General features: G+C 44.6%; 9 protein-coding genes. 3 read left to right on the forward strand and 6 right to left on the reverse strand.

Going from position 1 to position 12,658, the window contains the following annotated elements; genetic code table 11:
* Positions 1 to 621 (reverse strand): DMSO/selenate family reductase complex B subunit, encoded by a 621-nt coding sequence (locus L1D37_RS03500; protein WP_239846896.1) that lies wholly within the window; start codon positions 619 to 621, stop codon positions 1 to 3.
* 11 nt (positions 622 to 632) lie between these two features.
* Positions 633 to 3,071: a DmsA/YnfE/YnfF family dimethyl sulfoxide reductase gene (locus tag L1D37_RS03505; protein ID WP_239846897.1), complete on the reverse strand. Its 2,439-nt coding sequence runs from the start codon at positions 3,069 to 3,071 to the stop codon at positions 633 to 635.
* Positions 3,072 to 3,269: 198 nt separating this feature from the next.
* On the opposite strand from L1D37_RS03505, the gene L1D37_RS03510 reads away from it, so the two are divergent.
* Together L1D37_RS03510 and napF are read left to right on the forward strand one after the other, a co-directional pair.
* Positions 3,270 to 3,836, forward strand: a complete 567-nt coding sequence (locus L1D37_RS03510; RefSeq protein WP_239846898.1) for a molecular chaperone TorD family protein — start codon at positions 3,270 to 3,272, stop codon at positions 3,834 to 3,836.
* Complete coding sequence (gene napF / locus L1D37_RS03515; RefSeq protein ID WP_239846899.1) at positions 3,836 to 4,351, forward strand: ferredoxin-type protein NapF; 516 nt, start codon at positions 3,836 to 3,838, stop codon at positions 4,349 to 4,351. The genes L1D37_RS03510 and napF overlap by 1 nt, the downstream gene beginning before the upstream one ends.
* 177 nt (positions 4,352 to 4,528) lie before the next feature.
* Here the strand turns inward: napF and yfaE are convergent, their stop codons facing one another.
* From yfaE to ubiG, 4 genes are all read right to left on the reverse strand, one after another.
* On the reverse strand, positions 4,529 to 4,807 hold the full coding sequence (yfaE, locus tag L1D37_RS03520; protein ID WP_017632068.1) for a class I ribonucleotide reductase maintenance protein YfaE: 279 nt from the start codon (positions 4,805 to 4,807) through the stop codon (positions 4,529 to 4,531).
* Complete coding sequence (gene nrdB, locus L1D37_RS03525; protein ID WP_017632067.1) at positions 4,807 to 5,940, reverse strand: class Ia ribonucleoside-diphosphate reductase subunit beta; 1,134 nt, start codon at positions 5,938 to 5,940, stop codon at positions 4,807 to 4,809. Before nrdB ends, yfaE begins: the two co-directional genes overlap by 1 nt.
* Positions 5,941 to 6,043: 103 nt before the next feature.
* The gene (gene nrdA, locus L1D37_RS03530; protein ID WP_017632066.1) at positions 6,044 to 8,326 is read right to left on the reverse strand and encodes a class 1a ribonucleoside-diphosphate reductase subunit alpha; all 2,283 of its coding nucleotides are present in this window, start codon (positions 8,324 to 8,326) and stop codon (positions 6,044 to 6,046) included.
* Positions 8,327 to 8,843: 517 nt separating this feature from the next.
* On the reverse strand, positions 8,844 to 9,590 hold the full coding sequence (gene ubiG / locus L1D37_RS03535; RefSeq protein WP_239846900.1) for a bifunctional 2-polyprenyl-6-hydroxyphenol methylase/3-demethylubiquinol 3-O-methyltransferase UbiG: 747 nt from the start codon (positions 9,588 to 9,590) through the stop codon (positions 8,844 to 8,846).
* A 258-nt stretch (positions 9,591 to 9,848) separates the two neighbouring features.
* Here ubiG and gyrA point away from each other — a divergent pair, with 258 nt between their 5' ends.
* Positions 9,849 to 12,518, forward strand: coding sequence for a DNA topoisomerase (ATP-hydrolyzing) subunit A (gene gyrA / locus L1D37_RS03540; RefSeq protein ID WP_239846901.1), 2,670 nt, complete (start codon positions 9,849 to 9,851; stop codon positions 12,516 to 12,518).
* Positions 12,519 to 12,658 lie beyond the last annotated feature (140 nt).

The following is a 12,658-nucleotide window of genomic DNA, read 5'->3' on the forward strand; positions in this document are numbered from 1 at the left end:
TTACACCTCCTTCGGGTTTGCTAGGTGACCACTGGTATCGCCAGTCGGCTTCGCGTTTTTGTTCAGCTTAATCACGATGTTTGGCAGTGTTTCAGTTGAAGATGGCAGTGGTGCCACATCTGCACCAGAACCGTACTTCTCGCGAAGTGTGTTGATTTCACCAAACTCCAATGCGCGAAGTGGGCAAGATTCAACACAGATAGGCTGTTTGCCTTCAGAAACACGTTGGTAGCAACCATCACATTTGGTCATGTGACCTTTCTTCGCATTGTATTGTGGTGCGCCGTAAGGGCACGCATTGCTACAGTGCTGACAACCAATACACACACTTTCGTCAACCACAACCAAGCCGTCTTCAGCGCGTTTATGCATTGCGCCTGAAGGACACACTTTCACACACGCAGGGTTAGTACAGTGGTTACAAGCGATAGACAGGTAGTAAGAAAAGACATCTTTCTGAACCCAGGTATCGCCATCTTGAGTGAAGCCGCCACCTGCGTATTCGTATACGCGACGGTAGTTCGTTTTGATGTCTAGATCGTTATAATCTTTACAAGCAAGCTGACAGGTTTTACAACCCGTGCATTTACTCGAATCAATGTAAAAGCCGTATTGTTTCATTCCAACCTACCTTATGCTTTCTTTAGCGCTTTGATTTGAACTAGGTTTGTATGCTGAGGGTTACCCTTAGCAAGTGGGCTCGGGCGCTGAGTAGTCAGCACGTTGATAGAGCCTGCATGGTCGATCTTCTGACCATCGGGTGCGTACCATGCACCTTCGCCTAGTGCGACAACTCGAGGAAGAATCCTTGGTGTCACTTTCGCTGGAATATGTACTTCGCCACGGTCGTTGAAAATACTCACCATGTCGCCACTTTCAATACCACGTTCTTTCGCATCGATTGGGTTGATCCACAACTCTTGCGGTGCCGCAGCTTTGATCTCTGCAACGTTGCCGTAAGTTGAGTGGGTACGAGCCTTGTAGTGGAAGCCCGTTAGCTGAAGTGGGTACTTTTCTGCTAATGGATCGTTATGACCTTCAAAAGAATCTGCATAAATTGGAAGTGGGTGAATCACTTCGTCTTCTTTCAGTTTCCACGTTTTCGCGATATCAGCCAGTTGCTCTGAGTAGATCTCGATCTTGCCACTTGGTGTAGTCAGTGGATTCACTTCAGGGTCTTTACGGAAATCTTCGTAAGCGATGTAGTGGTGGTCGTAGCTACGCTTGTAGATACCTAACTCTTTCATCTCCTCGAAGGTTGGCAGTGTTGGATCGTTCTTACGAGTTTCCGCGTAAAGGTGCTCAATCCATTGCTCTTGAGTACGACCTTCTGTGAACTCTTTTTCTACGCCCATGCGCTTAGCAAGCTGAGTACACATCTCGTAGATAGATTTCGCTTCGAACTGAGGTTCAATCGCCTTCTGTGCGTAGATGAAGTAAGGCATGTTCGATGCTTTACCATCCATACACCAATCGTCTTGCTCAGATGTGGTTAAGTCAGGCAGGATTATGTCGGCGTATTTCGCAGAAGAAGTCATATGGTTATCAACCACAACAATCATTTCGCATGCGCTTTCATCTTGAAGAATCGCGTGTGTCTTGTTGATGTCTGAGTGTTGGTTGATGATGCAGTTACCTGCGTAGTTCCAGATCATCTTGATTGGGTTCTTAAGGCGCTCTGCACCGCGAACACCATCAGTGATGTCTGTCATCTCGTGGTGACGGTGAATTGCGTCTGTCCACATGAACATTGAAATGGAGGTTTCAACTGGGTTTGGTACAGTCGGGAAGCGAACAAACGGAATGTTGATGTCACTTTCACGAGCGCCTGTTGAACCGCCAGATACACCGACAGAACCGGTGAGTAGCGACAGCATTGCGATTGCACGACAAGCTAGCTCACCGTTCGCAGTACGTTGTAGACCCCAACCTTGGTGGATAGCACACGGTTTCGCTGTGCCCATTTCACGGCCAAGCTTAACGATAGTGTCAACCGGAATACCTGTGATCTTAGAAGCCCACTCAGGTGTCTTCTCTACGCCATCTTCACCTAAACCTAGGATGTAAGATTTGTAGTCACTGTTTTTAGGTGCTGAAGCAGGAAGGGTCTTCTCATCGTAACCGACACAGTATTTGTCTAGGAACGGTTGGTCGACAAGGTCTTCGGTGATCATTACGTGTGCAAGACCCGCTACCAATGCAGCATCCGTAGAAGGGCGAATTGGAATCCACTGATCTTCACGGCCACCGGCAGTATCGGTGTAACGAGGATCGATGATGATCGTTCTTGCGTTTGATTTGTTTTTGCTCTCTACGTAGTGGTGGATCAGACCGCCGCCAGACATACGAGTCTCGGCAGGGTTGTTACCAAATTGGATGTTAAGCTTAGTGTTCTCTAAGTCAGAGAAAGAGTTGTTGTTTGCCCAACCACCGTAGGTGTAGCTCAAGCCTTTCGCAATTTGCGCTGTTGAGTAGTCACCGTAATGGTTTAGGTAACCACCACTTAGGTTCATTAGACGCGCAATCAGCGTTTGTGCTGGTGGCCAAGACTTAGTTACCGTACCACCAAGCGTACCTGTACCGTAGTTTAGGTAGATAGTGTCGTTACCGTAGTCTTTGATAAGGCGTTGCATAGTGCCAGCGACTTCATCATAAGCCTCTTCCCAGCTAATACGCTTAAACTTACCTTCACCACGTTTGCCCACACGTTTCATTGGGTATTTCAGGCGATCTGGGTTGTAAACACGGCGACGCATAGAGCGACCACGTAGACACGCACGCACTTGGTGATGACCGTATTCGTCAGTACCCGTGTTGTCTGTTTCTACGTATTTGATTTCACCGTTTTGCACATGCATACGCAGTGGGCAGCGAGAGCCACAGTTTACTGTACATGCACTCCATACGATTTTCTCATCCACATTCTCAGCAACCGCAGCCGCTACTGGTTTGGATTTGAAAGGTAAGGCGATACCGCCCGCGAGTGCGGCTGCACTACCTACCGCCGAAGAAGCTTTCATGAAGCCTCTTCGAGTAAGATTCATTACCCCAGATTCTTTCTTATTCGTCATTCTAAGATGCCTATTGTTATTGATAGCTAGCACTTTATAGGTAGTTTGGCTTCTATGTTTTTATTTCTAAATATTGATTGATTGGCATCAAATAAGAGAGAAATTTAAATGTTATGAATCGAATGTATAAAATAGATCAAAGAATCTAGTCGTCGTATTTATATAATTGTCGTTAAACCAATTACGGTATAAATAAGAATGATTATTGATACGCATAAATTGCTCGGTTCATTATTTTATCAAGCAACAAATAAAGAACAGTTATTAGATATTGTTCAGGCACTAGTAGAGAGCCAAGTCTTATCAGAAGGTTGTTTACTGGCACTTCAAAACGAACAGGAAGACGCTCTAGCTGCAGAGTTTAGCCGCTTGTTTGAAGGCGTTGGAGACATGCCAGCTCCGCCTTGGGGCTCTGTGTACTTAGATAAAGACCGTGTGGTGTTTGGTGCATCGACTGTGGAATATCGACAGTTTCTAGAATTGAATCATATTGAATTGGATACAGGTTTAAGAGAGCCAGAAGATCAATTTGGTTTAATGTTATTCGCCCATGCGTATTTGTTAGAAAATAATAACATTAATTCAGCTCGTGAATTACTTGAGTGTCACTTATTGCCTTGGTCTTCTTCTTATTTAGATAAATTAAATACAGCATCAGATTTATCATTTTATAAGAAGCTATCAAGCGATGTAATAAATTGGCTTGTTCAATTAACATCTGAATATAATTTAAACGTTGCCACTAAAAAGTTATATATCGACTAATGTCTGAGCAAATAAATTCAAATAGGCGTGGTTTCTTAACTCGACTCTCTAAGCCGGTTAAAGCGGCTACAAGTTATGAAGAGAAATCACAGCGCTTACATGCTAGGCCACCTAGGGCTGTCGATGAGGTGCTGTTTGAGCGTCTTTGCGACGGTTGTGGGTTGTGTGAGCAAGCGTGTCCGAATAGCGTTATTGAGATGCTAGAGGGCAGTGCGCTGCTGAATTTGGATTACAACAGTTGTTCGATGTGTAATAAGTGCAGTGAAGTGTGTCCGACTGGCGCGCTGCATCAAACCGTGACGTCTTATATCGACTTGAAGCCCAGCTTTGCTGATAGCTGCAATAACTACATGCAAATGGATTGTAATGCGTGCCAAACCGCGTGTTCTGTCGGTGCTATACACATTGAAGCCGGGGAGTTGCCTACGGTCGTTCAAGATAAGTGCAATGGCTGTGGAGAGTGCCGAAGCGCTTGTTACATTGGCTCTGTGACTTTGAATCTGACTCAACAGTAGACATCTAGTTTGGCTCGGTGGTTGAGAGCTAAAGACACGAATAGAAAAAGGGTCCGCATTCCAAGAGGAGGCGGACCCTTTTTAATACTTATCATCTTTGATGAAGCGTTTGAACTCACGTGATTCTTCTAAAGCGAAAGCAAATGAAACTAAGCAAGCGAACTTAAATCGAACAGCTTAGGCGCGCTTCTGTTTGCTTCTGTGAATCACGTTACTCAGCGATAAATCGGTCTTTGCTTTGCAGATGCATGGCAAGATTTCATCGCCTTGTGTGTAAGCCATAGCAAAACCAACGTACTCAACTTCACCAGAATCCAACGTACAGCGGCATGCGCCACAGTGGCCATCTCGGCAGTTGTATTCTGGTTCTAACCCAGCTTGTTCCATTGTTTCCAACAGAGTGTTTGAAGGGTTAGATTCAATCGAAGTCAGCTTGTTGATTTTGATTGTTGGCATTACAGCTCAAATCCTTCAAAGTCGTCAGCTTTTACTTCGTTGTCGATTTGACCAACTAGGTAAGAACTGATTTCAGCTTCTTGTGGAGCAACTTGTACGTTATCTGAAGATAACCAAGCGTTGATCCATGGGATTGGGTTCGATGTTGCTGCTGGGTAAGCAGTACCTAGACCAACCGCTTGCATACGAATGTTGGTAATGTACTCAACGTATTGGCAAAGAATGTCTTTGTTCAGACCAATCATAGAGCCGTCTTTGAATAGGTATTCTGCCCACTCTTTCTCTTGCTCTGCTGCTTCTTTAAATAGGTCGAAACATTCTTGCTTGCACTCTTCAGCGATTTGCATGAATGCGAAGTCGTCTTGACCGTTACGTAGCAAGTTGATCATGTGCTGAGTACCAGTCAGGTGAAGCGCTTCATCACGAGCGATTAGCTTGATGATTTTAGCGTTACCTTCCATTAGCTCACGCTCAGCGAATGCAAATGAACATGCGAAACTTACGTAGAAACGGATTGCTTCTAGTGCGTTTACCGACATTAGACATAGGTAAAGTTTCTTCTTCAGGTCGTGAAGTGAAATCTTAACGTCTTCGCCGTTGATGCTGTGGTTGCCTTCACCGTAGCGGTGGTAGTCAGCCGTTAGCTTGATTAGGTCGTCGTAGTAGAAAGCGATGTCTTTAGCACGCTTAAGGATCTCTTCGTTTTCAACGATGTCGTCAAATACTACGCCTGGATCATTCACGATGTTACGGATGATGTGCGTGTAAGAACGAGAGTGAATCGTTTCAGAGAAAGACCAAGTCTCAATCCAAGTTTCTACTTCTGGTAGTGATACCAATGGAAGTAGGGCAACGTTCGGGCTGCGGCCTTGGATAGAATCTAGAAGTGTTTGGTACTTCAAGTTAGAGATGAAGATGTGCTTTTCATGCTCAGGAAGCTTGTTGTAGTCGATACGGTCGCTAGACACGTCAACTTCTTCTGGACGCCAGAAGAAAGAAAGCTGCTTCTCGATAAGCTTTTCGAAGATTTCGAATTTCTGTTGGTCGTAACGAGCAACGTTTACCGACTGACCCAAGAACATTGGTTCTTTTAGTTGGTCATTTTTTTGCTGAGAAAAAGTACTGTAAGCCATAAATGCCTCAAATCCTTTAAAGACCCGTCATAAAACGGACCCTGTTAATGCTTTAAACCCAGAGAAGATAACTCTTCTCTGGGGTCTTAATGTTTATTGCGGTTTAGATCTTACAACCGCCGCCTTCACAATCTTCTTCCGGCACTGTTACTGCGTCGCCTTGGTCGTCTTTAGCACCATCACGAGTGTTATGGTAGTAAAGCGTCTTAACACCGTACTTGTACGCTGTCAGTAGGTCTTGAAGCAGCTTCTTCATTGGTACTTTACCGCTATCGTAAACACTTGGATCATAGTTAGTGTTTGCAGAGATAGCTTGGTCAACGAATTTTTGCATGATACCCACTAGGTGTAGGTAACCGTCGTTAGAACCAATGTTCCAAAGCAGCTCGTAGTTCTCTTTTAGATTTAGGAAATCTGGAACAACTTGCTTCAGGATGCCGTCTTTCGATGCTTTCACTGATACGTAACCACGTGGTGGCTCGATACCGTTGGTCGCGTTCGAGATTTGAGACGATGTCTCAGAAGGCATAAGCGCTGTTAGCGTAGAGTTACGCAGACCGTGCTCCATGATTTCTTCACGTAGAGAATCCCAATCGTAGTGCAGTGGCTCTTCACATACTAAGTCGATATCTTTCTTGTAAGTATCGATTGGCAGTAGGCCTTTCGCGTAGTTGGTCTCGTGGAAAGATGGGCAACGACCTTGCTCTTTCGCTAGTTCAACAGATGCTTTTAGCAAGTGGTATTGAATCGCTTCAAAAGTACGGTGAGTCAGGCCATTTGCGCTGCCATCAGAGTACTTCACACCATTTTTCGCTAGGTAGTATGCGTAGTTGATAACACCTACACCTAGAGTACGACGGTTCATTGTCGACTTGTATGCTGCTGGAAGCGGGTAGTCTTGGTAATCAAGAAGAGCATCTAGTGCTCGAACAACCAGCTCAGAAAGCTCTGCTAGGTCGTCAAGTTCATTGATTGCGCCAAGGTTAAATGCTGAAAGCGTACATAGTGCAATTTCGCCTTCGTCATCTTCTACATTAGAAAGTGGCTTAGTAGGAAGCGCGATTTCTAGACATAGGTTTGATTGACGAACAGGGGCAACTTCAGAATCAAACGGGCTGTGTGTATTACAGTGGTCAACGTTCTGAATGTAGATACGACCAGTAGAAGCACGCTCTTGCATTAGCAGAGAGAATAGCTCAACAGCTTTTACTGTTTCACGCTTCACTGATGGATCGTTTTCGTACTTAACGTATAGCTCTTCAAAACGGTCTTGGTTTTCGAAGAACGCATCGTAAAGACCAGGTACGTCTGAAGGTGAGAACAGGCTGATGTTGCCACCTTGAACAAGACGAGAGTACATAAGCTTGTTCAGCTGTACGCCGTAGTCCATGTGACGAACACGGTTCTCTTCAACGCCGCGGTTGTTTTTCAGTACGAGTAGAGACTGAACTTCACCGTGCCATAGTGGGTAGAACACTGTTGCTGCGCCACCACGAACACCGCCTTGAGAACAACATTTTACTGCTGTTTGGAAGTATTTGTAGAAAGGAATACAGCCAGTGTGGAACGCTTCACCATTACGGATTTCAGAACCAAGAGCACGGATACGACCTGCGTTGATACCAATACCGGCACGTTGAGATACGTAACGAACAATTGAGCTTGCTGTTGCGTTGATAGAATCAAGGCTGTCACCACACTCGATCAGTACACAAGAACTGAATTGACGAGTAGGCGTACGTACACCAGACATGATAGGTGTAGGTAGAGAAATCTTAAACGTAGACGATGCGTCGTAAAAACGTTTGATGTAGTCAAGACGAGTCGATTTCGGGTACTTAGCGAATAGACACGCAGCAACTAAAATGTAAAGGAACTGAGCACTCTCGTAGATTTCTTTCGTTACACGGTTTTGCACGAAGTATTTACCTTCAAGCTGCTTAACCGCTGCGTAAGAGAAGTCTAAGTCACGTTTGTGGTCGATGTACTCGTCAAGCTCGTCGAACTCAGCTTTCGTGTAGTCTTCCATTAGGTGGCTATCGTATTTACCCATATCAACCAGTTTTGCAACGTGGTCGTATAATGCAGGCGGCTCGTATTCACCGTACGCTTTTTTACGTAGGTGGAATACAGACAGACGTGCTGCTAGATATTGGTAATCAGGAGTCTCTTCAGAGATTAAATCCGCTGCCGACTTGATGATAGTCTCATGAATGTCAGTAGTGGTGATGCCATCGTAAAACTGAATGTGAGCTTTCAATTCTACTTGTGATACAGAAACATTGTGCAAGCCTTCAGCTGCCCATGTAATCACGCGATGGATCTTCTCTAGATCGATCGTTTCTTTGCGCCCGTTACGCTTGGTAACAGTAAGTTGTTGGTTCATTCTGCTTAATTTCCCTAACAAAACTGAACAAGGCCGTGTTTTTGTGTATTTCTGTGTAATTTTTGTAAATTACGTTTCGGCTTTGTGATCTTGGTCTACCCATACATTGTAGTTCAAACACAACATATAGGGGTCATTTGTTTGTTGGGTTACAAGATAGTGCTACAACTGATATTTTTCAAGGTAAAGAAATTGGGTTGCTTGTGGATAAGTGGTGGATTGAAAAAAAACTGTAAGTGACCACTAACTGATGAGGTTAGATGTGACTTGATTGTATAAAAGTCGGCTTTTAAGGATGCTTTATTTTTGCACGCCCATAAAAAAAAATCCCTTGATCTTTGGACAAAATGAGCGATGGATTTTGGGTGATTAAATTTAAATCTAGGTGGTCAAAATGGAAGCTAGCGCACGAAATTTAGACTGAAAAAAGTCGCAAACTTATGTTAATTGCAACTCTTTTCATTAGTCTTTTTTACAAAAGGTTTTACGGTAGGGATACTGGTAATTATACGTACAGTTATTGGGCGAAATTTTGAGTGTGAACGATGTAGTTTACATCGACATTGTGGCCCAAACGGTAGCTGTCAGTCACTGGGTTATAGTGAAGGCCTGTGATGCCTAACTCTTGCAGTGGGGTGTTATCAATCATCTTGATGAGCTCTGCAGGGCGAATGAACTTCTCGTGCTCGTGAGTGCCCTCTGGAACAATCTTAAGCAGCTTCTCTGCACCAACAATAGCGAACAGGTAAGATTTGAAGTTACGGTTCAAGGTAGAGAAGAACACGTGACCACCCGGTTTCACTAATTTTGAACATGCACTAATCACAGATTGTGGATCAGGAACGTGCTCTAGCATTTCCATGCACGTTACCACATCGTAAGTTTGTGGGTTTTGTTCTGCATGGTCTTCGATGGTGCTCTGGATGTAATCTAGCTTGGTGCCGGTTTCTAATGCGTGAAGACGTGCCACTTCTAGTGGTTCTTTACCCATATCTAGGCCAGTGACTACTGCGCCCTCAACAGCCATGCTTTCAGCCAAAATGCCGCCACCGCAGCCAACATCGAGTACTTTCTTACCAAATAAACCTTCGGTCTTTTCTAGCACGTAATTTAGGCGCAGTGGGTTGATTTGATGTAGAGGCTTAAACTCGCCTTCCAGATCCCACCAGCGCGACGCCATGTCTTCGAATTTTTTGATTTCTGCTGGGTCTACGTTCTGTGATTTAGTCATAATCGGCATTTCCAAGTTAAATAATGCATCCATGAAATTGCAGGCATTATAACTTGCCTTTTCGCCCTGACCAGAAGATCTACAATTTTGCTAGTTTATTGGATGTAAAGTGACCATGTTTCAGCAAGATATGATGCGGAGGTGCAATTTCTCATCAATTGATTGGCTACAAGGGTCACAAGATGGTAAAAGGAGAGGGAAAGTGATGCCTCCGTAGGTAAATTTGTGTTATATTTTTCGGTCTTATACGTATTCAAAAATACGATCTGACTATAGAGGGAAAATGGCTCTATGAGCGATCTAGCGAAAGAGATCACGCCCGTAAATATTGAAGATGAGCTTAGAGGTTCATACCTAGACTACGCGATGTCCGTCATCGTTGGTCGTGCCCTTCCAGATGTGCGTGATGGCCTAAAACCTGTACACCGCCGCGTTTTGTTCGCGATGAATGTACTAGGTAATGATTGGAACAAACCATATAAAAAGTCTGCTCGTGTAGTAGGTGATGTAATCGGTAAATACCACCCACATGGTGATAGTGCTGTATACGATACTATTGTTCGTATGGCGCAACCGTTCTCACTGCGTTACATGCTAGTTGATGGCCAAGGTAACTTTGGTTCTATCGATGGCGACTCCGCGGCTGCAATGCGTTATACCGAAGTTCGTATGGCAAAAATTGCTCACGAGCTCCTGGCTGACCTTGATAAGGAAACTGTGGATTACGTACCGAACTACGATGGTACAGAACAAATTCCAGCAGTACTTCCTACAAAAATTCCTAACCTATTGGTAAACGGTGCTTCTGGTATCGCAGTAGGTATGGCTACCAACATCCCACCACATAACCTTGGTGAAGTTGTTGATGGCTGTTTAGCATTCATCAATAATGAAGATATCACTATTGATGAGCTAATGGACTATATCCCTGGTCCTGACTTCCCAACAGCAGCACTTATCAGTGGTCGTAAAGGCATCGTAGATGCATACAAGACTGGCCGCGGTAAGGTTTACATGCGTTCAAAAGCGGATATCGAAGTAGAGAAGAATGGTAAAGAAACCATTATCGTTACTGAGATCCCTTACCAAGTAAACAAAGCTCGTTTGATCGAGAAGATTGCTGAACTGGTTAAAGATAAGAAAGTAGAAGGCATCAGTGCACTACGTGACGAGTCTGATAAAGACGGTATGCGTATTGTTATTGAATGTAAGCGTGATGCAGTAGGCGAAGTGGTTCTTAATAACCTATACGCTCAAACTCAACTGCAAACGACTTTCGGTATCAACATGGTTGCGTTGAACAACGGTCAACCACAGTTGTTCAACATCAAAGACATGCTTAAGTGCTTCGTAGACCACCGTCGCGAAGTTGTGACTCGTCGTACTATCTTCGAATTGAAGAAAGCACGCGACCGTGCACACATCCTTGAAGCATTGTCTCTAGCACTTGCTAACATTGACGAAATCATTGAACTGATCAAGAGCGCGCCAACTCCAGCAGAAGCTAAAGTTGGTTTAGTGTCTCGTGGTTGGGATCTTGGTAACGTTGCTTCAATGCTTGAGCGTGCAGGTACTGATGCGGCTCGTCCTGATTGGTTGGAAGACCAATACGGCATCCGCGATGGCCAATACTTCCTAACGGAAACACAAGCACAAGCTATTCTAGAACTTCGTCTTCACCGCCTAACTGGCCTAGAGCACGAGAAGATTCTAGACGAGTACAAAGCACTTCTAGAAGAAATCGCTGAGCTAATGCACATTCTTGCAAGCACTGAGCGTTTGATGGAAGTTATCCGTGAAGAACTTGAAGCGGTACGTGAAATCTATGGCGACGAGCGTCGTACAGAAATCACAGCTGCAGTTCATGACATCGACATGGAAGAGCTGATTGCTCAAGAAGACGTTGTAGTAACGCTTTCTAACGCAGGTTACGTTAAGTACCAAATCCTAAGCGACTACGAGGCTCAGCGTCGTGGTGGTAAAGGTAAGAGTGCAACTAAGATGAAAGATGAGGATTACATTGAGCGTCTGCTTGTTGCTAATACTCACGATAACATCCTATGTTTCTCTACTCGTGGTAAGACATACCGTCTGAAAGTTTACCAACTGCCATTAGCAAGTCGTACTGCTCGTGGTAAGCCTATCGTGAACATTCTTCCTCTAGAAGAAGGTGAGCGTATTACGGCTATCCTGCCTGTTTCTGAGTTCTCTAACGAGAAATTCATCTTCATGGCAACAGGCGACGGTACTGTTAAGAAGACATCTCTGGATCAATTCGCAAACGTACGTGCTAACGGTCTAATCGCTGTTAATCTACGTGACGATGATTCACTGATCGGCGTTGACATCACTAACGGTGATAGCGACATCATGCTGTTCTCTAAATCGGGCAAAGTTGTTCGCTTTAACGAGGACAAAGTACGTGCAATGGGCCGTACTGCCTCTGGTGTTCGTGGTATGAAGCTTCCAGAAGACGATCAAGTGGTTTCACTGATTGTTCCTTCTAACGAAGGCGATATCTTAACTGTGACTCAAAACGGTTACGGTAAGCGTACTGAGCTAGCTGAATACCCAACAAAAGGCCGTGCAACGCAAGGTGTAGTATCTATCAAAGTCTCTGAACGTAATGGCCCAGTAGTTGGCGCTGTTCAAGTTGAAGAAGGCGATGAAATGATGATGATCACCGACGCAGGTACACTAGTACGTACTCGCGTAGCGGAAGTAAGCCAAGTTGGTCGTAACACTCAAGGTGTAACACTGATTCGTACTGCTGAAGATGAGAACGTTGTAGGTCTACAACGTATCGACGAAGTAGAAGAAGCTGAGATTGTAGAAGGCGAAGCTGAAGAAGCAAACGCTGAAGCAGTTAACGCAGAAGGAACAGTGGCTTCTGAATCAAGTGAAGAGCAAGCATCAGATGCTTCTGACTCTGAAAGTGATAGCGAGCAAGACACTGAGTAATCTCAATTACGCTAAGTAATTAAGCTTACCATTGAAAAAACCGGGCCTAAGTGCTCGGTTTTTTATTGTCTGTTGTTTGTGGAGAAACGTTAAATACCAATAGCTATACCTTGATCAAGTTTGCTTCGTGGCGAAAGAGG

This window comes from Vibrio sp. Isolate33, from assembly GCF_022397895.1.
Classification (GTDB): Bacteria; Pseudomonadota; Gammaproteobacteria; order Enterobacterales; family Vibrionaceae; genus Vibrio; species Vibrio pomeroyi.

Excerpts from the sequence above, each read along its gene's own strand:
- L1D37_RS03505 (WP_239846897.1), bottom strand. The coding sequence starts at position 3,071 with ATGACGAATAAGAAAGAATCTGGGGTAATGAATCTTACTCGAAGAGGC.
- ubiG (WP_239846900.1), bottom strand. The coding sequence starts at position 9,590 with ATGGATGCATTATTTAACTTGGAAATGCCGATTATGACTAAATCACAG.
- L1D37_RS03510 (WP_239846898.1), top strand. The coding sequence starts at position 3,270 with ATGATTATTGATACGCATAAATTGCTCGGTTCATTATTTTATCAAGCA.
- gyrA (WP_239846901.1), top strand. The coding sequence starts at position 9,849 with ATGAGCGATCTAGCGAAAGAGATCACGCCCGTAAATATTGAAGATGAG.
- yfaE (WP_017632068.1), bottom strand. The coding sequence starts at position 4,807 with ATGCCAACAATCAAAATCAACAAGCTGACTTCGATTGAATCTAACCCT.
- nrdB (WP_017632067.1), bottom strand. The coding sequence starts at position 5,940 with ATGGCTTACAGTACTTTTTCTCAGCAAAAAAATGACCAACTAAAAGAA.
- napF (WP_239846899.1), top strand. The coding sequence starts at position 3,836 with ATGTCTGAGCAAATAAATTCAAATAGGCGTGGTTTCTTAACTCGACTC.
- L1D37_RS03500 (WP_239846896.1), bottom strand. The coding sequence starts at position 621 with ATGAAACAATACGGCTTTTACATTGATTCGAGTAAATGCACGGGTTGT.
- nrdA (WP_017632066.1), bottom strand. The coding sequence starts at position 8,326 with ATGAACCAACAACTTACTGTTACCAAGCGTAACGGGCGCAAAGAAACG.